At 39.9% G+C, this 24,110-nt stretch carries 23 protein-coding genes and 2 CRISPR repeat arrays (1 of these 25 only partly in view); of the genes, 17 read left to right on the top strand and 6 right to left on the bottom strand.

Annotated elements, in window-relative coordinates; genetic code table 11:
* Nucleotides 1-29: a CRISPR direct-repeat array (repeat unit 25 nt; unit sequence CTTTCAATCCCGTTATGGGTTCAAC) (it extends 1,357 nt beyond the left edge of the window).
* 918 nt (nt 30-947) lie between these two features.
* Nucleotides 948-1,247, top strand: a complete 300-nt coding sequence (cas2, locus tag RQ359_RS09695) for a CRISPR-associated endonuclease Cas2 (protein ID WP_240900069.1) — start codon at nt 948-950, stop codon at nt 1,245-1,247.
* A 358-nt stretch (nt 1,248-1,605) separates the two neighbouring features.
* Here the strand turns inward: cas2 and RQ359_RS09690 are convergent, their stop codons facing one another.
* A complete protein-coding gene (locus tag RQ359_RS09690; RefSeq protein ID WP_156016645.1) occupies nt 1,606-2,751 on the bottom strand; it encodes an RNA-guided endonuclease TnpB family protein in 1,146 nt (381 codons plus the stop codon).
* A 627-nt stretch (nt 2,752-3,378) separates the two neighbouring features.
* On the opposite strand from RQ359_RS09690, the gene crn1 reads away from it, so the two are divergent.
* The 3 genes from crn1 (at nt 3,379) to RQ359_RS09675 (ending at nt 5,479) form a co-directional block, all read left to right on the top strand.
* On the top strand, nt 3,379-3,879 hold the full coding sequence (gene crn1 / locus RQ359_RS09685; RefSeq protein ID WP_156016647.1) for a CRISPR-associated ring nuclease Crn1: 501 nt from the start codon (nt 3,379-3,381) through the stop codon (nt 3,877-3,879).
* A gap of 206 nt (nt 3,880-4,085) precedes the next feature.
* Entirely contained in the window at nt 4,086-4,364 is a 279-nt protein-coding gene (locus tag RQ359_RS09680; RefSeq protein ID WP_156016649.1) for a hypothetical protein, read from the top strand.
* An 809-nt stretch (nt 4,365-5,173) separates the two neighbouring features.
* Nucleotides 5,174-5,479 (top strand): hypothetical protein, encoded by a 306-nt coding sequence (locus RQ359_RS09675; protein ID WP_439655351.1) that lies wholly within the window; start codon nt 5,174-5,176, stop codon nt 5,477-5,479.
* Here the strand turns inward: RQ359_RS09675 and cas4a are convergent.
* Nucleotides 5,476-6,216, bottom strand: coding sequence for a type I-A CRISPR-associated protein Cas4/Csa1 (cas4a, locus tag RQ359_RS09670; RefSeq protein ID WP_457921190.1), 741 nt, complete (start codon nt 6,214-6,216; stop codon nt 5,476-5,478). The two genes, RQ359_RS09675 and cas4a, sit on opposite strands and share 4 nt — an antisense overlap.
* 628 nt (nt 6,217-6,844) lie before the next feature.
* Nucleotides 6,845-7,830: a CRISPR direct-repeat array (repeat unit 25 nt; unit sequence GTTGAACCCATAACGGGATTGAAAG).
* Nucleotides 7,831-8,008: 178 nt separating this feature from the next.
* Nucleotides 8,009-8,827 carry a hypothetical protein gene (locus RQ359_RS09665; RefSeq protein ID WP_054839139.1) on the bottom strand — a complete coding sequence of 273 codons (819 nt, stop codon included), beginning with the start codon at nt 8,825-8,827 and terminating at the stop codon, nt 8,009-8,011.
* Nucleotides 8,828-9,288: 461 nt separating this feature from the next.
* Here RQ359_RS09665 and csm4 point away from each other — a divergent pair, with 461 nt between their 5' ends.
* The 7 genes from csm4 (at nt 9,289) to csx1 (ending at nt 17,915) form a co-directional block, all read left to right on the top strand.
* Nucleotides 9,289-10,218: a type III-A CRISPR-associated RAMP protein Csm4 gene (csm4, locus tag RQ359_RS09660; protein WP_156016651.1), complete on the top strand. Its 930-nt coding sequence runs from the start codon at nt 9,289-9,291 to the stop codon at nt 10,216-10,218.
* 547 nt (nt 10,219-10,765) lie between these two features.
* On the top strand, nt 10,766-11,212 hold the full coding sequence (locus RQ359_RS09655; RefSeq protein WP_054839136.1) for a hypothetical protein: 447 nt from the start codon (nt 10,766-10,768) through the stop codon (nt 11,210-11,212).
* 6 nt (nt 11,213-11,218) lie between these two features.
* Nucleotides 11,219-12,259 (top strand): RAMP superfamily CRISPR-associated protein, encoded by a 1,041-nt coding sequence (locus RQ359_RS09650; RefSeq protein ID WP_054839135.1) that lies wholly within the window; start codon nt 11,219-11,221, stop codon nt 12,257-12,259.
* On the top strand, nt 12,256-13,275 hold the full coding sequence (locus tag RQ359_RS09645) for an RAMP superfamily CRISPR-associated protein (protein ID WP_054839134.1): 1,020 nt from the start codon (nt 12,256-12,258) through the stop codon (nt 13,273-13,275). Before RQ359_RS09650 ends, RQ359_RS09645 begins: the two co-directional genes overlap by 4 nt.
* Nucleotides 13,251-15,785 (top strand): Cas10/Cmr2 second palm domain-containing protein, encoded by a 2,535-nt coding sequence (locus RQ359_RS09640; protein ID WP_054839133.1) that lies wholly within the window; start codon nt 13,251-13,253, stop codon nt 15,783-15,785. Before RQ359_RS09645 ends, RQ359_RS09640 begins: the two co-directional genes overlap by 25 nt.
* 2 nt (nt 15,786-15,787) lie before the next feature.
* Entirely contained in the window at nt 15,788-16,198 is a 411-nt protein-coding gene (locus tag RQ359_RS09635; RefSeq protein ID WP_162308981.1) for a hypothetical protein, read from the top strand.
* Between the two features lie 466 nt (nt 16,199-16,664).
* Entirely contained in the window at nt 16,665-17,915 is a 1,251-nt protein-coding gene (gene csx1, locus RQ359_RS09630) for a CRISPR-associated CARF protein Csx1 (RefSeq protein WP_156016655.1), read from the top strand.
* A gap of 316 nt (nt 17,916-18,231) precedes the next feature.
* Here csx1 and cas6 read toward each other — a convergent pair whose 3' ends face one another.
* The gene (gene cas6, locus RQ359_RS09625) at nt 18,232-19,044 is read right to left on the bottom strand and encodes a CRISPR-associated endoribonuclease Cas6 (RefSeq protein ID WP_206338982.1); all 813 of its coding nucleotides are present in this window, start codon (nt 19,042-19,044) and stop codon (nt 18,232-18,234) included.
* A 289-nt stretch (nt 19,045-19,333) separates the two neighbouring features.
* Between cas6 and RQ359_RS09620 the strand changes: the two genes are divergently transcribed.
* Both RQ359_RS09620 and RQ359_RS09615 read left to right on the top strand, forming a co-directional pair.
* Nucleotides 19,334-19,582: a TM1812 family CRISPR-associated protein gene (locus tag RQ359_RS09620; RefSeq protein WP_054839296.1), complete on the top strand. Its 249-nt coding sequence runs from the start codon at nt 19,334-19,336 to the stop codon at nt 19,580-19,582.
* Nucleotides 19,576-20,358 (top strand): TM1812 family CRISPR-associated protein, encoded by a 783-nt coding sequence (locus RQ359_RS09615; protein ID WP_054839295.1) that lies wholly within the window; start codon nt 19,576-19,578, stop codon nt 20,356-20,358. Before RQ359_RS09620 ends, RQ359_RS09615 begins: the two co-directional genes overlap by 7 nt.
* Before the next feature lie 161 nt (nt 20,359-20,519).
* On the opposite strand, the gene RQ359_RS09610 is transcribed toward RQ359_RS09615, so the two are convergent.
* The gene (locus tag RQ359_RS09610) at nt 20,520-20,642 is read right to left on the bottom strand and encodes a hypothetical protein (protein WP_256202189.1); all 123 of its coding nucleotides are present in this window, start codon (nt 20,640-20,642) and stop codon (nt 20,520-20,522) included.
* A gap of 83 nt (nt 20,643-20,725) precedes the next feature.
* Complete coding sequence (locus RQ359_RS09605) at nt 20,726-21,874, bottom strand: RNA-guided endonuclease TnpB family protein (protein WP_156016659.1); 1,149 nt, start codon at nt 21,872-21,874, stop codon at nt 20,726-20,728.
* Nucleotides 21,875-22,020: 146 nt separating this feature from the next.
* Between RQ359_RS09605 and RQ359_RS09600 the strand changes: the two genes are divergently transcribed.
* The 4 genes from RQ359_RS09600 to RQ359_RS09585 all read left to right on the top strand — a co-directional run bounded on the left by RQ359_RS09600 (nt 22,021) and on the right by RQ359_RS09585 (nt 24,090).
* Nucleotides 22,021-22,194, top strand: coding sequence for a hypothetical protein (locus RQ359_RS09600; protein ID WP_240900071.1), 174 nt, complete (start codon nt 22,021-22,023; stop codon nt 22,192-22,194).
* 35 nt (nt 22,195-22,229) lie between these two features.
* A complete protein-coding gene (locus RQ359_RS09595; RefSeq protein ID WP_054839389.1) occupies nt 22,230-22,418 on the top strand; it encodes a hypothetical protein in 189 nt (62 codons plus the stop codon).
* A gap of 86 nt (nt 22,419-22,504) precedes the next feature.
* Nucleotides 22,505-22,864, top strand: a complete 360-nt coding sequence (locus RQ359_RS09590; protein WP_240900072.1) for a hypothetical protein — start codon at nt 22,505-22,507, stop codon at nt 22,862-22,864.
* Between the two features lie 17 nt (nt 22,865-22,881).
* Nucleotides 22,882-24,090: a hypothetical protein gene (locus RQ359_RS09585; RefSeq protein WP_156016661.1), complete on the top strand. Its 1,209-nt coding sequence runs from the start codon at nt 22,882-22,884 to the stop codon at nt 24,088-24,090.
* Nucleotides 24,091-24,110: the final 20 nt, after the last annotated feature.

The raw sequence follows: 24,110 nt of genomic DNA, 5'->3' as shown, positions 1-24,110 counted from the left end.
GTTTCTTTCAATCCCGTTATGGGTTCAACAGAGGCATTTATTTACCTCTACTCTTTTTCCTCTCCTTTCTCCCCTATAAATTTTACGTCACCTCCCTAACCTCATCATGCGACCTTACTTCTCTTCCTTTTCTTTACCTTTCTCGGTCGCATGGTCTTTTACACTAACTGAAAGAAATCTCTCTATTTATAAACGTAAAACTACTCTAAAGATTTCGTTTTGGTCGCAAGGAGACTCGAACTTCATCGTTTATTATCTTCATGAAAGGATCGAATCTTTTAGTATGATCTAATCTAAGAATAGGTATCTATATATATATACACAACATGACTACTCTGTTTCTTCCTTCCAGGAACGCGTTATATTATTAATTTTAATTTCAATATATTTTATTATTTATTAAATATACTAAAAATTTTATTTTAAAACTTATTTTTATGTTATACTAAAAGATATGATGGGCATTATAGGCTACTTTATGAGCCTTATTCAATAATCTTATATTTAATAGAAAATATTTAACTATAATTTCTAATAACTAATATAATTAAACGCTATAATTTTTAATTAATATTATCTTGAAATACACGAGGGAAAGGAATGCTATAATTTTTTCATCGCACAGAGAATTGACAACCTAGCAAACCAAATCCAGCCTTGAACACCTCAAGCATATCTAAATATTCCTCCTCCATCTACGAATAAACCCTGAGCTAGGTACCGAATGCCTTCCATGAACAACGGTTTAGTATTCTAGTCTCCACCTATTTTCATTCTCTGTTCATTTCCCTAGAAGGCGGACAATCTCACAGTCACAGCTTTACTTATGTAAAAGTCTTCACGATTCTAGACGAAGACTACGAGAATTAGAGATGTGATGAAATCTTTTCTTAACTTGTCAATCATTACGAAATCCTTTTCAACCACAACTTATTTCTCGGGAATCCATGATATTATATTCCATGTTTTACGTGGTTTTCTACGATATAACAGACTCGAACCTGAGGCAAAAGGTATCTTCATTTCTCAAATCTAAGGGTTTGAGAAGAGTGCAACTGAGCGTCTTCGTCGGGGAGATGAACTCGTCAACTTTGAAGGACGTGAGATCAGGTCTCTCAAGGCTCCACAGAATATCTCAAGAAGGGGAAAGGTTTTCCATCATGATAGTCCCTACCACGGAGTCCCTCTTTTCTAAGAGAATTTCAATCCCTGATGAGGACTTAGATGAGGATAAGATAATATGGTGAACTCTCATCAAGCGCCACTCTGACTAGTAAAGCTTTTAGGTAGGGTTATAGTCAGGACTCACTAAGGCGTTTGAAGAGAGGTAGAAGTATGTCGGGTCAATTTAAGTCAAGGCTTAAAGTCGGGTTAAATCAGGGCATCAGCGAGATAGTCATAAAAGCTATTTAAGTCAAGGCTTAAAGTCGAGTGAGTGTATTACTAGAATCGCGTGATGGAGAGATTGATAACGGGTACCACGGTGAAGCATTACGTCTACTGTCCTAGAATAGTATACCTTGAAGCTTTGGGCTTCCGTGAGAGGGTATCCCAGTACATGTTAGAGGCTGACTTCCTCCCGGCCCTAAAGGGCGAGGGTTCCCCTCATCGATTCGGGTTTACATCTCTCATTTGAGGGGCAGTCGAGAGGCTCAGAGAACCCCTCCCATTTAAATTCATGATTGCAATTACATCACGGTCGTTCTCATAACCACATGAGCACTTAAACCAACGATATCCTTTCTCCTCCATCCTTCTACCACACTTAGGGCAAGAGACTGATGAATAACTAGGATTAACAAACTCAACAATCATTCCGTGTTTCTTAGCCTGCCAAGAAATCCAATACTGCAAACGGCGATACTGCATCAAGTAGAGTTTATCGTGAAACTCCTTAGGCAATTTATCTACGTTTTTGATGAGGTTCTTAAGGTTCTCTAACTTAATGACGTTAGAACCCATCATTCTTGTTACTTCAACAACCCACTTCCCCACTTTTCTAGCAAAATCCTCCATAACCCTCTTAGCCTTTATGTGAAAAGAACGAACCCTGTTTAGGATCCTCTTATTCTCCCTCCACCTTCTAGGGTACTTCCTTTGTAGTCTTTCAGCTAATGACTTCCAGTGATGAACCTCTTCGAGACGAGTTGGAATCCTAACGTAGTTTCTGTCGTCTTTGCCAACTACTACTTCAGCCATGTTAATGTCTACGGCAACACTTTCCTTTGGCTCAACCTTCTCAAACGGTTTCTCAAAAACGACCTTGAGGAAAGCCTTATCGTCTCTGATCACTAACCTAGCCTCCTTAATCCTCCAGTTAGTATACTCCTTGAGGTTTCTAGGATCACCCAGAATTGATAGCTCGCCGACACTTGTTATCCTAACAGTCATCCTCGCGAAGTTCACGCTATAACTCGCTTTAGGCGTTAACCATACCGTAGGTTTGTACACTCTAGGAAAACGCCCCCTCCTCGGGTTGTTGTACCACCCCTTGTATGTCGAGAGTGAATCCCTATAACAGTCCTCAGCAACCTTTGACGGTAGATTGTACTCTTCTCTTAACTTCTTGTATAACTCCTCGTGGACTTTCCCTAACACTCCCTTCTCATTCGGGTTTTTCACATTTTCCTTTAACCAAAACAACGAAAAACGGAGTGCTTTAACGTAGTTATTAACGATGGCTAGGAGGGAGTCTGAGACTGCGATCTTCATCGAAACAGTAGCTCTGATCGCTTTAACCCTCCTAGCCATTAATGGAATTTAAGAAAAAGAATTATTTAAATATAAGTGGGCTATCCATCCCCGCCCTAAAGGGCGAGGCTTTCCGCCCCCTTAACCCCCTTCTCTGTAAACACAAAGGTAGTGATACAGGATCATCATGCACTGACCTTCTCTTTTAAAATCCAAAGCTATAACCAGAGATTTTATAACGAATATCTCTAAATAAAGAATAATGGTGGAAGGAGATAAAACTCTAAAGAATTCCCTTTTATTAATTCTCCATGTGAACTTAGGACTCTTGACGAGAGGAAATTCGATAACGGTCTGTTACTCTTTATTTCCCCATGTAGACCGTGTAAGAGGAACTAAGAAAAATAGCTGGAGGTCGTATTTACGTGTCTCACGAGCGCCATGAGTGATTGCGAGATTTCGTGTTAATCATCATTCTTACCACAGTGTCATTTGTTATCGTGCGTAGAGTGATTCTAAAATTTCGTACAATTTGAAACAAATTAAAGGAGTTTAGAGGCTTACTCCTTTAGCGATCTTCTCAAAAATATATTAGGCATGGCTCGTATAAATGAGGGGCATCTATCCTCACGACGGGTCTCCTCAATACCGTCAAGTTAAAAGCAGGGAAGGGATAATACTGTGGACATGAACTTGGTTTCTACATTGGGTACTACCCCTGGAGGAGTTGCAGAGACTTACCTTTCACTGATGAAAGGAAACTACTTAGCTCCTTTTCCTAACTATCCCCTCAAGATAGATGAAGTCGTAGTGGTTAGAACCAAAGGTACCGATGTGTCTTTCTCCGTCCTCTCCATAATCTTTTCGAAATGTGTGTCTTCAATCCCCATTAGGGAGGTCAAGCTGTCCATTGATGACGTTATGAACCCGCAGGACTTCAAGGAAGTTAGGGAGAGAGTTAGATCCCTGCTCTCCCCTGGAGATTACTTGGACTTCACAGGAGGAAGGAAAGCAATAAGCGCTGCTGCGGCATTGGCAGCGAGAGAGGCAGGAGCTCATCTGGTGAGTACTGCGGTAGATCAGGACACCTATGCCAGAATGAACGAGGTCATGATGAGGATAGCTAAAGGAGAGGACGTTGATCCATGTAACCTTTTAGCCAATGGAAGGACTATAGTCTTCTTTTAAAGGACTAGGAAAAGAGAAAGAGTTTTTCCCTCTCTCTTCTTTTAATCCATATAGATATATGTACTGAAGCGCCTTGAAATGCTGTCATTATGAGTTTTCACGTTTAAGGCAAGGCGTTGAGTCTGAGACTTGTAGGACATGGTATGGGATAGTCCTCTCTTTCATAGTAGACGCTTTTAAGAGGGAATTTGAAATGTTGGGAATAGGTGGATCTTCATCTTTCAAATTACGTCAATACATCTTATTCTACCAGATTGAAAGAAGATATCTTTCCTTGGTGCGTTGAGACATGTATCGTAACGTTAGTAGGGTTATTCACCCTCCTCGTCTTTGACACTGTATGTAAAGGTAAAGAAAGTTTTCGGCTAAATCCTTTTGTGGCACAGCGTCTAGACTTGACACTGTATGTAAAGAAAAGAAAGAGCGGAATTGGATCTAAACCTCTCCTTTTCTGTGACATCGAATCCCTAATCTCAACTAGGTAACGGAATTAACTGCGCGCTCCCCCCTGTGGCAGTTCATCTAGATGCACGTCCTAAGTGGTAGTCTAACATTAACTGCATGATATATAGTAGCGTGATAATTCATCGAAACCCTGCTAATTGGTGGACAGTTGATCCTAAATCTGGTTTTCATGATACGTTAAAATATCACATCAGGTGCAGTTCATGTAGGTAAAATAGTAAAATCTCAACAAGTCATATCATCATCCCTTTTTTAACATTTTGCTGTAATACAATTTACTTGGATTAAGACGTGTTAAAGCGACCCAATAATTCACCTGATCGGTTCACACGTTCTGGAACTCTATTTTCTCTACATTGAGATACAAAAGGTGAGACAGTCACTTCCCGTAGAGATATCACCAAGTAAGATAATATTCTTATATATTTTAGAATCTTTTGAAAAGATCTATCAACTTTTTTCTTAAAAGTTCTCTTGATAAGCATAACGACAAGCCGACTTCTTACCTAGACTTAGTGAAACCCCCCTCTCTCTTCCGTATCCATGTGCCCCCGGGGGGTTTTAGATATATATCTCCCATGGGATAAACACGTGTCAGCGCCGTCATGGGTGGGGATAGAGATTGCCCGCGCTCACCATCAGGCATTTGTTTGCCCCCTATTTGGCTACAACGAAAGTAGAGAAAATGTGATACTTTACACGGGGTGAGAGAATCATAATTAGTGCCGTAGAGAAGAGCTTTCTAAGAAACCATACAAGCGTAAAAGTGTTGGATGTTCTTTTTTTATCCATTCCTTGGAAGAGCTTTCTAAGAAACCATACAAAGCACATGGAAGGCGGAGACGACTCACGAAGAACAGAGCCCGGGGGTTTCAAAGAAACCACTCCACCACTGTTCTTCCCTCCAATGGACGCAAGGGCTCTTGAATGGGAGGGAGTTATTATAAATCTTACGAATCCCATAGCTAAGAAGAGTAAGGAAAGGGTTTCAAAGAAACTGGGCGTACATCACGGATTACATACCTTTAGGAAAGGACAATCCTGGTCGCACCTCTTTGGCTTCTCAGGCTCTACCCCATTCTCTATGGACTGCATTACCCTGTCCCTCATCTGGAGGAACTCGTCCCTCAGCTAATCACCAACTTGTACTAGCCTACATGAGTCGAAGAGTTTTCCGTCCCTCATCTGGACGTAACAAAGGTAGCCGAAGTCCATGGGATATTCAAACATGCTCTCGTACGCTAAGGCGTAGGCTGCCAAAGCTAACTCGTGTTGCCTCCTGGGCTTACCGGTCTTCATTTCCGCTATTATGGGTACATGAGGAATGAAAGCGTCAGCCCTCACCGCTTCGTGGAGTCCAACCAAAGTACCGTCGAGGGGAAACTCCACCGAGAAAGGGACCACCATTGACGCCAAAGAGTCCCTGGAGAGGTAAGGGGATCTTCCCTTGGCCTTGTCCAACTCAGCTGAGTAAGTGTTAACTATCCTGTCCCAAACAGCCTTCGCGAGGTTTAAGTCATCTACCTTCAAGGAGTAGAACTCATCCTCCATGAGAGTCCTAAGTCTAGCTCCGTTCAGGTCTTCCTCGTAGATGAGTCTCTTCACCGTCTCAATCCCCTTTGCATATGCCTCGTGAATTGAGGTACCAGGAAGGGGTTTAATCTCAACTTTCTTCCCCGTGTACTTGAGGAACGTAAACCTGCCAGTGGAACATAGCCCGTTAGTGAGGTCAGAAACTCCTAGGGTCATGGTTGAGGGAGGATAGACGGGAGGTTCGTTCCAGTTCCATCCTCTCAGTTCCTCAGAAACCGAGCGGGGAGTGTTCCGTGTCCTCCTAGAGAGAAGCATGACGTCGGAGAGGGTGAAGAACATTAATAGGTAGGGGTCTCGAGAAGAAAAAAAAGCTTTTCCTGAAGATAAAAGGAAAAAACTCGTGAAGATTTTTCATGTAGAGGGTGGGGGGAAGATGTTGTCTTATGAGAATATAGATAAAAAAGAAGGAGAAGTACTTGTTAAGCTCTACTTATTTTACTTGTTTTATAAGTACTTTATTTTTTCTTCTATATGAAGAGAGAGACCAAATCAAGATAGTTAGTGCTCTTTTCATAGCTTTCATAATTCTCATTCTCTTAGTCTTTTTCTAGAAGAATATTTAAAATAAAATAAATATAAAATTTTATTTTTATTTTAACTTGTAAAGTAAAAAGTTATTGAAGTGCAGTTTAAATCTCTTGTACGATAAAAGTAGCTATTAATTCGATTCTTTCATGAAGATAATAAACGATGAAGTTCGAGTCTCCTTGCGACCAAAACGAAATCTTTAGAGTAGTTTTACGTTTATAAATAGAGAGATTTCTTTCAGTTAGTGTAAAAGACCATGCGACCGAGAAAGGTAAAGAAAAGGAAGAGAAGTAAGGTCGCATGATGAGGTTAGGGAGGTGACGTAAAATTTATAGGGGAGAAAGGAGAGGAAAAAGAGTAGAGGTAAATAAATGCCTCTGTTGAACCCATAACGGGATTGAAAGTTGAACATTACACCTACAACATGTAAACCATCGTTGTTCGTTGAACCCATAACGGGATTGAAAGTCAAGACATTCTTAATGTCAGACATAATCAGTGTCATGTTGAACCCATAACGGGATTGAAAGATTATCTTCTTGACAGTACCATCTTTTAGCGATATCTCTGTTGAACCCATAACGGGATTGAAAGGAGACAGAGGCGGGGATGATAGTGATCCCGTCTTTCTTTGTTGAACCCATAACGGGATTGAAAGAAAATTAATCCATTTGATAAAAATACTGAACCATACATGTTGAACCCATAACGGGATTGAAAGGCATAGTTTCTCTCCGGGGAGGACGATTTTTCGTCCTTCATGTTGAACCCATAACGGGATTGAAAGATAACCCCTTTAGCATCGTCATAGTATAGCATTACTGTTGAACCCATAACGGGATTGAAAGTTCGCTAGGAACTTACTAGGTAAATTGAATTGCAACAAATGTTGAACCCATAACGGGATTGAAAGGGTAACATTGGTATGGGCATCATAAAAGCATGCTCATACATCCCTGTTGAACCCATAACGGGATTGAAAGTCATCGCCTTGATCCAATGGGATACTATATGTGTGTTGAACCCATAACGGGATTGAAAGCTTCTTTGTCTTTCTCTCATATTGTGCAGTTCATCTAAAAGTTGAACCCATAACGGGATTGAAAGGATGTGTAAGCCTTTGGGATCAGCTCCTTGCCTATAATTTTGTTGAACCCATAACGGGATTGAAAGTCTATTATTCCTTTATCGAACCACACTATCCCTCGGTCGGGTTGAACCCATAACGGGATTGAAAGACCTGAAAGGCAAAATACTGATACTTGTTTGCTTCTTCATTGAACCCATAACGGGATTGAAAGTTAACAAACTGGAAAAAGAAGGGATAGTAAAGAAGAAAAGTTGAACCCATAGCGGGATTGAAAGAGTAGTCGTTCTTGATAGTGAGTTTAACCAACTAATCAAGCATCTATCCACGTCATACAAAGATGATATTTATTACTTATCGCAAAACTCCTTTCTAAGTATAGAATTGTTTATCTACATAAAATATATAATAAAATTCTATATTTAAGTGAAAAATAAATATCTGAATAACATAAATTTATACTACGTTTACCCTTCTATAGACAGATGATATTCGCCTTCCGCTCCACATTTCCTCTAGTCCCACATTAAGGTTCTGGGAAAGGAACTTTACGAAGTTCTCTTCGTCAACCCAGGAAGGAACTTGAACCTTGTATATCTTGTCTATATCTCTGCCCCAATAATAGTAAATCGTTATTAACAATGAAATTAGATCGTAATAGTTGAAGTGTATTTCCTTGGGCAAACCGGGAAATTGAAGTGAAATCCCTGGGACCGGATAACCAAGAACGCCCTGACTCTTCTCTCCCCTTGATCTCGTCGTACTCGTACTCCAGTGTACTCGAGAAAACAGAGCTTGGGTCAATGTGAAAGCGGTATATTCGCATAACCTCTCGTCGTCTTGGACGTAGCTGAACAAACCAGATGATACCCTCCAGTCCTCTATCACGTGATGGGTAAGTTCGTGAAGGAAAATGAGGGAGAGGTATACCGGTGATATACCTGCGGAAATTCCTTTCCTCTTGATCAGCGAGTTAAGGTAATTTACGTCAGGGTAGATCTCGTCTTTCAATAAGTAAATTCCCCACTCCTTCACGTTCAACGAGTAAGGTATGTAGTAAGCTATCACTTTTCTCTTCCCGTCCTTCAACACTTTATACTCCGTTATCCTGCTGTCCTCATACGATGTCTTCCATGACCATGGCGCTCTTTCTAGATTTCTGTTAAGTCTGGTCATGTTGGTCCCGATTCTGAGAGGGTCCATATCCATGTCGTCTACATAAGGGTTCCATGTGCTTAGAGGAGAAAACCTTAGTCTTTTGCCATGTGGCTCCATATATTTCGAAGAAGGTCCTATATTTTATTATTTGTGTTAAAATACATCCCTTTTAATAAAAAATTAGATTTTTATTCTAGTTTACTTCAAATAATTATATAGAGAAAACTAGCTCATATGTATTTACCTCACATGTATTTACAAACCTATCGTCTACAAGTGTTACTTCAAAAATAATTACAATAATGGGTGAGACGGTACAAGTATTTGAGACATACTGGCAATGCTAAAAATGAATATGTAGAGTAATGGAAGGACCCAGTACAATCATGATAAGGAAAAATTATGCTTTATCTCGATAACAGAATCTTTTTTCCTATAACTTTGTACTAAATGTATGTATGCATATCTTTCATATATATAAATAAAAATATTTTTTCCTAAAAACAGAGGTTTATTGAGAATGATATTCAAGGAGGACTGCAACTAGTTTAAAAGTGAAAATAGCTTTCTATTAAATCATGGAATCTAACTTAGAGAGAAATCAGAGACAAGAAAGCGTGGCTCAAGCCATGAAACTAGTACATCTCAATTTTAGCTCTCCCTTCAGAATAGGTAAAGGAGAGAACTATATTGATGCTATAACTATCTACAGAGCATTCATAAAGGCTTACTCTCTTTTAGGCTATGACATATCAGAGATAGTAGACGATGCTAAAGTCAAATTTTCCTCGCTTTTTCCAATGAACAAAGGAAGGCTGATCCTTAGGTCTCCGATGAAGACAGTTATATGTAACGATAGACGAATTGAAAAGGTGATAAAAGGAGCGTCACTTATAGACTTTGAGGTGTTAAAATCAGCTGAACTCCCGCTCACAATCAGGTGCGAGGAAAATCAAGACATCAGGATTGAGGGAGTTAAGGATCAGGTTCAAGTGGTTCGTGGTGTGATATCCGCGTCAGACGGAGTTCACGTCCGATCCTTTCAGACTACCCAATTCAACGCATTTATAGATAGGTCCATGAATTCTGCGGTACCTTTTTCCATCACAAGCTTTTTCCTCGAAGACGGGGGGATTCTGGTTAGCGGTTGGAACAGGAGAGTTGAGAGCGCTCTAGCCCTTCTATCTGAAACGGGTTTCGGAGGTAAGAGAAGCATTGGTTTCGGAAAGTTTAAGATAATTAAAGTAGAAGAATTTCAGAATTTCAGATTGAGAATGAGAGATCCTTCACAAGAGTGGAAATATCTAACCGGTAGGGGATTCACTACAGGAGAGTTTATAGCAGAAAGATTGGACAAAGTGAACGGAATTTCTGGTGACGTTAATCCAGTCCCTCTTCCGGTAATGGGTCTTTTACCTGTTGGCTCTCTTTTGAGGAAGAGTGAAAGAGTTGTTAAGTGGATCGCGAGGGATAACGTTCTTGTAATAGATCCAATTACGCTAGGCTAAACTTTTCTAAAGAACTCAATTGAGAAATGATTAAAAACTCATGTGCAACCGAATATACTATCCTTTGTACTATCCGTCCTAGAGATTCATCAACAACGTCCTTTACTTTAATCTTGACTCTCTAACTCTTATTGCATCATGCTTGGTTAAAACTCTTTATCGTTAGGGTTCTCGTTCACGCTTTAGATTTCTCAGGTGGTGTATTAAAGCATTCGTGTTAGCTTAATTTTCTACTAGGTTATAGAAAACTAAAATAAAAATTATACTAATATAATAGAATCTATAAATATTGAATATAGATAATTACTTAGAATAAATTATAGCTACTATATAGAATGATAAGGAGATATGACTGATTAATTTTCCTTATAGGGCTACTTAATGTAACTTCTATATCATGTCTATAGTTCTTCTAATTCATGAAAAAAGTAGATCAATATATACAAGACATCTGTATATAAATTGTCACCTGCATAGGTTATCTTGATATCTTCACTGAGTGATACATTTAAATGTTCTATCTTAATTATTAACTTGGTTATTGTTTATGAGCTATGGCGGTAGACATAATCAAGATATACCTGTCCTAAATCTAGATATAAATAGACTCTCTGCAATGCAAATTGTTGAAAACGTGATGGATCCAAGGTATCAAATACAGAAACAGATCAAGTCTGAAACGTCCTATAGAAAGGTACATGAATTACTAGCCACTGTTCTTGATAGTTCATTACAACTCCTTGGACAACCGTCTACCTTAATGGATTTCATGAACCTGTCTTTAGCTAAAGCTAGAGTTATAGTAGAATATCAATCAAACAGAGATTTAATTAGTGATAATCTTAAAAATCTATTAGTGTCATTAATAGATCAGTTAATCACATCGGTCCAGCAATACTCTCAAAACAAGTTAGTTAAAGAAAAAATAAGAGAGAACATCGAGAAGGTCAGAATAGCTATAGATTCGATCGCCGTCCTAGCAAAGAGTAGGTGATGACAAATGTCAACTACGAATAAATCAGAACTTTCTCCATTAAGGTTGGAGGCAATATTGAATATAAATGTCAAATTAATGAATAAAACAGGGCTTTTGATATCTGCCGGGAGAGCGCTGGGGAGAATTGGAGGTGCTGATGTAGAAACAATGAGCATTGAGAAGAGATATCAATGTGGTAATAAGTCTACTTTGATAAGGGTTCCTTACATTCCAGGTTCTTCATTAAAGGGGAGGATGAGATCGCTTATAGAGACAGCAAGAGGATTACCTCTTTACTCCTCTGATAAGAAAATATGGGCACATACTCCAACGCTTTCCTCATGGGCATCTCCTAATCAAAAAATTACCGTAGACCAGTTCATTAACGTTATTACCACTCAGAACATTAACACAGTCTTCGGATTTAGCTCCTTCTCATTTAATGATTTAGTTAGGCAGCCGGATCAAAGTAGGAATACAAGTCAAGGTTCGCCTTCAGGTAGTAACGATCCTAACGAAAGAGGGATTAACGTGATAAATATGTTAACCCCTACTAATTTGCTAGTGGAGGACCTTTTCCCGTCAGAAGATTACGTATGTGGTTTACTAGACGAGAAAACCGTGATCACTTTCGATGACTTTCTGGAGAACAAGAACGAGAACAGAATAGATAGAGTTACCTCAACTGCAGACCCAAGAAGCGTAAACAGAGTGAAGCCAAACGTAGAATTTGAAGGAAAGATTTCAGTTCTTATATTCGATAGAACTAAAACTAAAATCAAGGAGATTCTAAATACTGTTGTAGACGGGATGAAGCTCTTGGAGGAAACTTACTTGGGGGCTGCAGGCTCAAGAGGTTACGGAAGAGTTAAGTTCACTTCCCTAAACTTTTCCCTTTTCTCACCGCGGTCCATGTCTAGCGAGGACTTAGCTACATATAACTCAAACCCATTAGACGATATGATAAGCAAGTTAGATAATTTGTCTGGACAAATTGAAACGAAAATAGGAAATAAGAACGGTAAGACCACAGATCAGAACAAAACTCAGGAGAGACCTAAATGAGTTTCCTAGATAGAAGAGAAATTAGGTTAGAGCCTATCACCCCCGTGTTCGTAGGTAACGGGGAAACCCTTCAAAATGGTATCGACTTTTTCGTGAAAAACGACAAGATAGTGGTGATAGATCAGTCTCACCTCATGGACAGAGACGTGAGAGATTTCAATGATCTCTTTAAAGAGAAATTCGCCAGAACGATACTTGGAGTACCAGTTATAGTTAGATCTAGTTTACAATCGCAACAGATACAATCGCAACAGATCTTGATGCTAAACCACTTGATATTCCCTGCCTCCTCCATGAAAGGTCTCTTGAGAACTTGTGTGCTGAACACTAGGACTAGAAAAAACCCAAACGTTATAAATGACGTCTATACAGATCTATTTAATATAAATACACTTTTAAGTAGAGGTAAATTCAGAAAAGCCAGAGCACTCTTAAAGAATACTGCTTCACCTGCGGAACAGCTCATGAAACACAGAGTCTTTAGTTCGAGTATTCCTTACGATGAGTTTAAGGACTTGATGATATCAGAACCGTCAGGAGAGAAGATAGGTTTAGATTTAAATAAAATTGAGATAATAGAAACAGTAGGATCTTTTCGTAGGCAAGTTTACGCAATAACTTTCGTTAGAGGTGTTTTAAAATACGATGCGAAAATCATGATAAGGCCGAACAACGGACCTTATTCTAGGTTATCTAACATAACTTGGAATGAGATAATCTCTTCCATGAAGGATTTCAGCGTCCGCCTGATAGAAGACGAGAAAAAGAAAGCCAACCAAGGTAAAAAGGATAAATATAAGGAATTCCTTGAAGGTCTGAAAGCTACCGAGAGTTGTTTCCCCTTGAAGGTAGGAATGTTCACCGGACACATAGCTAAAACTGTGGAATTGGACAAAAACACTTCTACCTTCAGGGATAGGGTTATGACAAATATTTATCGTCATTTATGGGATAATAGAACTTTAAAACTGGTTAACGGGGTAGGAGTAGGATGGACGAAGATCTGTATAAAATGATGCTAGTAGCTTACCTTCATGATGTTGGTAAGCTTCTCCAGAGGGCAGGAGACAAAGAAGATGAGTGTGTTCTAGGAAAAGGTTTTCACGAACACGATGGGTTTTCATGCGGATTCATAAAGAGATACTTGGGAGAGGAATACGAGAAGTTGTTCAAGAGCTCAGGTTGGAAAAAATCAGACTACGCTTCAGCCAGCGAAAGGATAAGGAGAGAGAGTACAGAAAAGGTATCCACGACACCTTTGCTCCACCCTGCAAAGGATAGGGAAGAAGATGGAAAATGGTGGTACCCGGTTACTTTCCTCAGTTGGAGCGCACCAAGCGGGACGTATTTCCTTACCAATAAGGAATCAGCAAGGTCAAGAATAAACTACAAGAACATAGTGAAGGAATTGAGGAGACTTGCAGAGGAGATTTCTGCCATCGAGGATCCACTATCCCTTTTAGAGACGTATGAATACGTAATGAGATCAGTCGGCACCTTAGTACCTGCGGCTGTCTACATGGCAGAGCCAAACACCTCAATCTACGGCCACAGCAGACTTGCATCATCGGTATACCCCGCCACCCGTACTGGTAAATACTCCTTGTTCCTGGTTGACACCAAAGGGATACAGAGGTTCGTGACCAACGTTAAAGGAGAATCTGAGGCATCAAAGAGGCTTAGGGGAAGAAGCTTCTTCCTTCAGCTCCTTCAACAAGCAATGGTTGACAGAGTAGCTGATATCCTTCAACTATCTGAGGTAAATAACATCTCCTTCGAGCCAGGAAGGCTGATCTTTATGGTGCCTGGTAGACCTGAGGAGAAAAAGAAAGAGGTGGAGCATCTCCTTCAAGAAATCTCTGAGTGGAGCGAATTCGAGCTTCAGTTCACCACTGCACTTTCAAATGAGAAGGAGATATCGAAGCTCAAGTTCTACGTGGAGGAAGATGAGAACTCTAACAATGAAATGAGGCAAGATGAAAGGCAAGATAAAGAGGAGGGGAAAAGTAACTTCGAGGAGGCTTTAGATCAGGTCTTCAAGAAACAGAGACTCATTGTCCTTCCGTCAATTTTAGAGAGATCTTCACAGGACAGATTCGGAGAAGTGACAAGCAAATGGATCGAAGTGGACAACGAAAACATTTCATGGCTCAACGCCCTAGCTCCGGGGGAATTTGAGGTTGGAGATAAACTTAGCATAATGAACCTGATATCACTCATCGTGGGTCATTCAGCAAGAAACCTTAAAGCAGTCATAGAGGTAATCGAAAAGGATTGGAAAGGAGGAAAAAACGAATCAATCAAAAAAGGTAGGGAAGGAGAAGACGAAGAATTTGCTTATTACTCTGAGAAAGGTAAAAAAGACGAAAGGATTAGGATAGGGAAAATCAGGATAGCTCCTCTGGGAATATCCTTTTATTTAATTCATTCCCCCGAAACTAGAGATATAGATGTTACTCCCGTTGTAGAGTCACTGATCTCTACTTTAAGAAGAGAGAAAAATAGAGTAAAAGTATTCAAGATTAATGATCCACTCAACTTCGTTTTCAACGTTAGTGATAAGAGGAACTTGACCTTCGGTTACATGATAGTCAACACTTTTCACCCCGTTGATAGGGATGAGACAAAACAAACCGGAATAAAGTTCAAAACCTTAGACGATATGGGAGACTTCATAGGTATGGGTTCTATAGATGGAGACGAAATAGGTACGTTGGTAAAGGCGTTATCTAGATATCCGAGCAGGTTCATGACTTTATCAGTCCTTATGAACTTCGTGTTCACCTTCTATATGGTGAAGAGAATAGAAGAGATTTCTGGAGAAAACCCGATAGACGTAGTTCTACTTTACTCCGGAGGAGACGATCTAGTCGTGTACGGGAGATGGGAAGATACCTTGAAGATTCTGGCAAGGCTAGCTGAAGGGGTTGAGAGGATATTAGGATGCATTACCGTGTCAGGAGGTTTTACAATGTTCAAGCCATCCTATCCTTTGTATAGGGCATATTATGAAAGCAGAGAGTTCGAAGACATAGCCAAAAGGGAGAAGAAGGAGCTGGGTAAGAAGGGAGGTTACGTCGCTGGTAACGTACTTGAACCGTACTTGGATGACATATCGGGAAGGGGAGTAAGGATATATTCATGGGAAGACGTCATGAAGGCTCTAGACAACGCGGACATGTTAATAAAGGAGGCAGAGATATCAAGCGGATACCTTTATAGACTGCATCAACTTGGAACTGAGATCTTCGAGTCTGTACTCGATAATAAAAATCCCGATGAAAAAGGAGGTAATGGAACCTCCAGAGATCGGCTTTCAAGCCTTGAGATCTGGAAAGCACGCTCTCTTGTATCGTATGCCTACATGAATGCAAGGAACCCAGACACCTTTACGAAAGCTAGTAAAATATTAGGTCTTATTCCTTATCCAGTAAACTCCGTGACCGAAGATGAAGTAATAAGATCCATCGTGAGGGCTAGAACCGCGATCCAGTTTTACTCCCTTAAGAGCAGGAAAACTGGGTGATCTTGAATTTGATTTACATCTCCAACGCTGACGGAGATGGAAGTCCATGCATTAAGGTTTACCGCGGGAAATCTATATCATGGTGGAGATGTGAGGATGAGACTAGCTTATACTCTTCGTTATTGAGGTTGCTTCAAACGTCTTCAAAACGTTTCGTTTTGATGAATGTTTATGGAAACGTAACTGAGATTCCTAACGATCCTCGATTCTTCGCGGTTGAAACAAAGGCAGACTACCTCAAGGGGATAGTGTATAATCCAGTACCAATAGAAGAGATAGCTTCCAAGGGAAACGTGAAGAAAGTGACGTATAGAAGAAAGGTAGTGAATATATGGGGGAAAGCGATGAACGTTGAAGAATTTCTTGGATTGGGAATAAGGATAATAGAACCGTTTAAGCTACCATCATTGTGAAATCTTCAAGAAGCAGACGGTCTTTAACCCTAATGGTTTTAAAAAAATATTTTTTATTTATTTATATATATATGACTATCTAATTATTGAAGAATTTTCATACGAACTCTGATCTTTCTCTATTAATTTTGTTGTATACATATATAGTGTATCATTCTAGTCGTGATAATTTATATTCTAGAATTTACCTAAGTTTAGTCTTGCGATACTGTAATAGAAAAGTGTATTTTTACTCAAGTAAAGAGGAAAATAGGCTATGCAGAAACCTTCCGTCTTTTCTAAACATAATTTAGCTTCAATCAAAAAGTTCATTTATTCCTATACGCCTTACATTTCTTAATTTCTATTATGGAGACTTATGTTTATTATTTAGAGTTTTTAATAATTAAATTTAACTAAAATTTACTGATACATGAAATAGTAGCAACACAAAATTATTTAGGGGAGGAATTTCGATATTCTTTTTATGAAGATCCTTTTTGCTCCAATAGGTGACCCGTCGAATTATCAAGACGTAACTTACAAGATTGATAATAAAGAATACGAAACGAATGCGTGTTTCAGAGCAATTTCTGATCACTTAGGAATAGACAAGGTGATAGTTTACGCAGGATTGAGCTTATGCGAAGGATGCAACGATCTAAAGTGCTGTATAGACTCAGTAAAGCAAAAAGTCTCAAATAAAATAGGAAGTAATTTCGACTTGCTGATAGCTCCCAATATCTACGGCACTAAGTTCATCCAAAGGGATAGGAGAAACACATTGTACTTCGACTTCGTGTATTTCAACTCCTTAAAGATCCTTGAACAGAGTAAACCCGATGAAATATACATCGACATAACTCACGGAATAAATTACATGCCTTTATTGGCTACCGATGCTATCATGCTTGCTACTTACACTTACATTGTAGAAAGTGTAAAAGACGTCGCTCTGAAAATATATAACTCCGAGCCGGTAATAAGAGGCAACAAAGGACCTTATACAATAGATAATATTTACTCTGAAAAAATTACTGTAAGACAGGCATTAATTTCCCTGTTGTCGTTTTTCCTATCGAACGACAGTAGGAACGTGATAACGAATGAGATTTTGAAAGTGAAGCAGAAGAACAAAGAAAAGAATAGAACTACGTACTTATGTAGACCGGATTTAATCTATAGTTTGGTTAACTCCTTGTCTGGAGGAGTTTTCCCCTACATAATGCTAAAAGCTAAGGAGATCAATGAGTGTTTAAAAAAATTAGAAAACTTATTTGAAAAACTAGACTTTAATAATTATAGCATAAAATTAGTTTTTGAGCAAGGAGGAGTGGTGTACGAAGACACTATGCCAATAGAAGTAAGCTACCTGCACTCCCTGATGAAGGGTGCAAGTCGCATAACTCATGAAAATGATGAACACATCAAGATTAGCGAAATAAGAAATCTAGCTAATAATTACTCTGTATCAGATGCGGTGAAATACATGATTTTGAATGAAGTTGATCAGATACAGGATAAATATGGAAATAACATCCCAGATCAGCCAACGCTCTATGCAAAAATAAGAGGAGATGTAGTTACCAAGCCTTGCTTAGTAGATAAGAGGAACCTACTAGCACATGGAGGCTTAGAGGAAAACGTCACTTACATTTGGAAGGAGAAAGGGGAAATTCTCATGAACTATAATGGAGAGCAGGAGTGCCTAGCTGAAGTAGAGAAACAATTGAGATAAATGAATAGCATGTGAGACGCTCCTTGCTCTTACACTTTTTCAGGAAAAAGAGAGATTAAATTTCATTTATTTGATACTCCAAAGCAAGTATTAATCAGACGAGATTGAAGAAACTATTAAAAATGATCCCAAGAATAACTTCCTTAAAAATTGCCCATTTTTACTTATTCGTCTTGAATTGCTCAGGATCTGAGGAACAATATGCAAGGAATCTACTCAAGTTTATCGTTTATGAAAAGAATCTCACTAAATCGATGCGTTCAGTTTGGGTTCAATTATAATCGGGTTCAAATCAATTTTTCCCTGTCTAAGAATTCTAAATCCCTGCCCTCTTACCGTTCTCTACTCCCTGCCCTTCCTTAGGCTTGTAAGGATGTTCTTGGGGGGTGACCTCTACCTCGCCGAAACCTATGGATCTGCTCTTCCCCACTCCCACGTAGTTAGCGTACTGCAGGAGAATATCTACCCCGTTCCTAACGTTGGTCCCTCTCCTGGCCTTAAGTTCGAAAGTTGCCCAGCCCGTGAAACCTCTAATCTTATTAGACCCGTATTGTGCCGAGATGGGGGATACACTGTAGTTAATCTCCCTCAGGGAATAGAGGACCCTCAAGTAGGATCCTACCTTTATAGGTTTCATGTACTTGTTCCAGTGGGCGTGCAATGACTTGACCAGGAACGGAGAGTAAGGGAAAAGGACGAAGCGGTTACTCTTAGCTTTCATCGGTCTGGGAGGTTGAAGTAGGGTAGGAGTCTTGAACTTCACGTGAAAGAACTTCTTATCCGACGGTTCTAACGACGAGACTGCTTCTACACGGGAGAGTTCCATCTGGAACTCAGTCCCCCACAACTCGGTCTTCAGGGAAGGGTTTTGAAGAATCGAGAAGTCCTCCTTGAGAGTAGTGAAACTGAAACTATAAATCTTATCCTTGCTTAGCGTTCCTCCCATCACCGAGACTCCCGAGTCTTTGAGCACGGTGACTCGGAAAGGCTTCAAGGGCGATTTGCTCTCTATCATTTCCTTGTATAGGGGTGAAACCAAGGTGAGGAGTGTCCTGGAGACCTTTGACGAGAAAGGAGGTATAACCACGTCGTGGTTTACCCTCACGTTAAACAAATACTTGTAAATCACCATTGTAACTTTTAATTCTCTAAAAAAAGGTTTTCGAATAAACATGTTCCTTTTAATGGTACTCTTGACAAGTTCCTTTCGTTTGCGTCCCTCGTTTTTACCAAACTCTTTTTATAGATTCATCACATTACGAAAGAGACTTATTGAAAAGAAGGGTCTAAGATTTACAGAGCCAATTACATAAAGACGAACAGGGAGGATCAAAAGAGTTTCATACAAAAGATGCAAGTTAGATATAATCCCTAACGTAGACATTGGTTCGGCTATAATAAGTCGTGACGGTAATGTAGTGGTTAACAACGACAGTAGAATCATTAAAAGACCCTATAAGAGGGAGGGTAATCCAACATTCGTGTTCAACGTTATTTACTCAGTTTTAAAGGAATTGGAGTCTAACGGTTGCGATGAGTTCCTCGTCGATATAACTCACGGTACGAACGTATTAGTGTCAATCACTTTAAGCGTAGGTTCTCTCTTTAACTCCAGATTCTTCTCTGCTCCGGTCATAGGGAACCCCGGTACACAGGAAGAGTGTTAGACCTCACCGAAGTGGTGGAGGCTACTAAGGACTCCCTCATGATATCTTCCTCGATAGAGAAATTAGATGAAAGGTACTTCAAAGACTATAGTTCCAGCTTGAAAGGATTGAACCCCAACACATTCAATGGGGATGAAGTCGAGGTTATAAAGAATATAAAGGGCGCAGATCCTAATAAGGTGATTAACCTTCTTCGCGACATAAGGAACGGATTTTCGGTCAACGCCCTGCGTGACATTGAGGACGTAAATGAAAACATTGAAAGTATAAAACAACACGTCGATATGTTGAGGTCTTTCTTCAGCGAATGGTACAAACATCAGACGCTTGACGTCAGAGAGATAGTCCTATCGAACTTCTACTCCACATTCAAAGTGGAGAGAATAACATCAAACATGGAAGACGACATCACTTCACTTATGAAATTGCTGAACCTTTACATAGACGCATCGATGTACGATAAGGCATTCTCCCTAGCTAGAGAACTACCGGTAGCCTTCTGCATGAAATTGAAAGGAGGCGGAACATTTGACGCTGAAGATGACAATTATAAAGAATGCAATGATTTTGTGACGACTTATTTCAATTCGAAACACAGCGAAGTCCTGAAATATAGAAACATGCTGATGCATGGTGGATTATCCATAGATTTAAAGGTGAATGTAAGCCAGGACGGTAAATTGTCCATAAGTAAAGAAAACCAGATCAAGATAAGAAGTCTGGAGGAAGAGAGTAAAAAACTGGAGAATTATGAATTGGAAATAATGAATGAATAGAAAAGGGAAGGGAAGCTGGAAATGAAAGTAAAAATAAGTGAAGCCATTAGATGAATTCTAAGAAGCAGGGAATTCAATGTTACAGTCGAGATCCTTTAGTCTTGATACGTTATTTTCGATGCTCTCTCTGAGGACACCTTGAGGAACTTGTAGGCTTATTATTAAGCCTTTAATTTCGAGTTCTTCGACGCCGTAAGGAACTTGGAGCTCCTTATGAGCAACAAGGCTAGAACGTCATGCAGAGGCGAGTTATCTGAAGAAACCACGTCGCTTATTAAGAACATATGAGTTCCATCCTATAAACTTTAAAACGAGTTTAAGGCTTTCGAGCTGACTTCCTCCCCGCCCTAAAGGGCGAGGGTTCCCCTCATCGATTCGGGTTTACATCCCTCATTTGAGGGGCAGTCGAGAGGGTCAGAGAACCCCTCCCATTAAGATTAACTACAGCAATAACATCACGATCATTCTCGTAACCGCATGAGCACTTAAACCAACGATATCCTTTCTCCTCCATCCTTCTACCACACTTAGGGCAAGAGACTGATGAATAACTGGGATTAACAAACTCAACAATCATCCCGTGTTTCTTAGCCTGCCAAGAAACCCAATACTGTAAACGACGATACTGCATCAGATACAGTTTATCGTGAAACCCCTTAGGTAGTTTGTTAACATTCTTGATGAGGTTCCTGAGGTTCTCCAACTTAATGATGTTGGAACCAAAACCCTTAGCAATCTCAACAACCCACTTCCCCACTTTTCTAGCGAAATCCTCCATGACCCTCCTAGCTTTTTGATGAGAAGAATGAATCCTGTGAAGGATCCTCTTATTCTCTTTCCATCTCCTTGGATATTTCTTTTGTAGTCTTTCAGCTAATGATTTCCAGTGGTGAACCTCTTCGAGACGAGTTGGGATCCTAACGTAATTTCTGTCGTCCTTCCCTACGACTACTTCAGCCATGTTAATGTCTACGGCAATACTTTCCTTTGGCTCAACCTTCTCAAACGGTTTCTCAAAAATGACCTTGAGGAAAGCCTTCCCATCCTTAACCACTAACCTAGCCTCCTTAATCCTCCAGCTTAAGTACTCCTTGAGGTTTCTAGGATAACCCAAGATTGGTAGTTCACCAACATTGGTTATCCTAACAGTCATACTCTCGAAGTTCACGCTATAACTCGCTTTAGGAGTTAGCCAAACAGTTGGCTTATACACTATCGGAAAACGTCCCCTCCTAGGATTATTATACCAACCCTTGTACGTCGCGAGAGCTTCCCTATAGCAGTCCTCAGCAACCTTTGACGGTAGATTATACTCTTCTCTTAACCTCGTGTATAACTCCTCGTGGACTTTCCCTAACACTCCCTTCTCTTCCGGGTTTTTCACATTTTCCTTTAACCAAAACAACGAAAAACGGAGTGCTTTAACGTAGTTGTTCACAAGGGCTAGGAGGGAGTCTGATACGGCGATCTTCATAGAAACAGTTGCTCTGATCGCTTTACTACCCCTCCTAGCCATTAATGAAATTTAAGAAGAAGAAATATTTAAATATAAGTGGGCTATCCATCCCCGCTGGCGAGGCTTTCCGCCCCCCTTAACCCCCTTCTCTGTAATGAACATTTATATGGGGAAAATTTATTTGTAGTGGGAATAATTATGATAACATGGGATACGTAGTAAAGGTCGATAATAGAGGGAGGATAAAGTTACCTAAGAACCTTGCTAAAGCCAGCTCTGTAATAATTATTGATTCGGGATCCTTCTTCGTGGGGATATCAATTCCTAAAGACGGAGCTGGATGTAAAGGATCTGAAGGAACTAGCCGAAAGAGATGCTGAGAAAGATGCCGTGAGTAGGTATAAGAGGAGGCAAAATGCTGATTGAAAGCGATGTTCTTTTAGCTCATCTTAAGACTGAAGACAAGCTAAAAGATGTATCGGAAAAGCTTCTCTCTAAGATTGCTAAGGGTGAGCTAAGCGTAATAGCTAGCAGAGAAGCTATTTATGAGATATACTATGTTTTACGTAATATGAATATTGCCTATTCAAGAAATATTAAATAGGTACAACAAGGACTCTGTGAGGAAGCTGTTGGAAAGATTACATAACGATATAGGTAAAGACCATAGGTTCTCTATATATAAGGGGTGTGTCTTCCCTTCTAGACAAGGACAATGGAGATATAGAATACCGTGACATGAAACAGTTTTTAGCTGACCAGATAGGTATGATGGAAGTTGCTGAATCTATGGGATTCAGGGTAGAGAAAGCATATGGAAGAGGTTCAGTGTGTTATGCGTCAAACCCGAGAAGCTTCGTGGTGAAGCCAGACGGCTCCCTAGCGAAGTGTACTGTGGACTTATACAGCGACCGTGGGATTATAGGGAAAATAAGGAGAGACGGTACCTTAGAAATCAACGAGGAGAAGTACAAATGGTGGATACGAGGTATTTATAACGGTGATCCCAACATATTATCATATCCGCTCTACGGTGAGAGAAGACGCTAGAGAACGTGAAGAGGCTCATGAGTCATGAAGAAGTGAAGGCAGTACTAACTGCAAATTACTTCCCTATCCTTTTCACTGGAATCTCCTTAATCGAGCCTTTCCTCTTTCAGACTAATGTGATAGACAGGAACGTGTTTATAGCTTCAATTTTCCTCACATTCTTAGGTAACCTAAGCCTTCTCTCAAACTCGCTCTCATTCGTAGTAGACCATATCAAAAACGTGAGAAGGGCGAGAGCCTTACTAATATTTATTACCTCGTCATTATATCTCCTTATAGGGATTCTCCTATTTACTAGGGTTTCATCGCTTACATTTGTCCTCATACTTGCATGTCTCTTAGGTTCATATTTAGCAGGGACTTACGAGACCACATTCATTTACTTGATATATAAGGGTAAGCTTGACGAACAGGAGTACATAACACTGAATCAGCTAAACAACGGGAGGATGATACTCTCTATTGTTCTCATATCAGTATTTTCTTACCTGACTAGCCTGTACGGAAAGGTTATCCTTTCAGGGTTCTTCATGTTAGGAGGATTGTATTACGCTTTATCACATTACTTCACCCTCAACTTCTCAGTAGGGGAAAGAATCAAGGAATCTGGACTTAACGTAACTAGGGAAGCCTTATCCAAGTTCGTTAAGCTACTGAGGTGTAACAGGAAATTCTTCTATGTCGTATTCGTAGGGGTCACAGTCTTGCTCTTAGCTGGGGAACAATCCATGTATTTCTATGGACTCTTTGCCAACTCTCCTGATCTATATCAGTTATATTCTATTTATCACCTGATAATCGTTTTTCCATATATCGCAGCAATCCTGACGTCGAGGCGTATTGTAGCTAAGATCAATAAGGTGTACAAGTTCTTCCTTCTCTCCTTGTTTTCCCTTTCTCTTTACGTCACAATCCTCCTGATTTCTCTGTTTCGTCTTCCGACCTTCCTCTTCTTTCTAGGGCTTGCATTGACAGGTTACGCTCTACTAATTCTCATGTACTATATAGGTATAACAGATTACTCTACAGTCCCTCCAGAGATAGAGGGCTACACTACCTCTATCCTCTCTCTCAGGGAGTACTTGATGAGGTTCTTCACAGCCATCTTAGTAGCTGGGTATGTAATAGAGTACTTCGGGATCTCTGCTTCGGTTTCCATAGTGATAGGAACTTCAGCTCCGCTCATGTTATTCTTCTACTTTAGAACTAGAAGGATGAATGAGTAGAAAGAGAAAGACTTTCTCCA

Source organism: Sulfuracidifex metallicus DSM 6482 = JCM 9184 (assembly GCA_032834875.1).
Lineage (GTDB): Archaea > Thermoproteota > Thermoprotei_A > Sulfolobales > Sulfolobaceae > Sulfuracidifex > Sulfuracidifex metallicus.
Note: the sequence above shows the minus strand (reverse complement) of the source record. Positions and strands in the feature narration are given on the sequence as shown.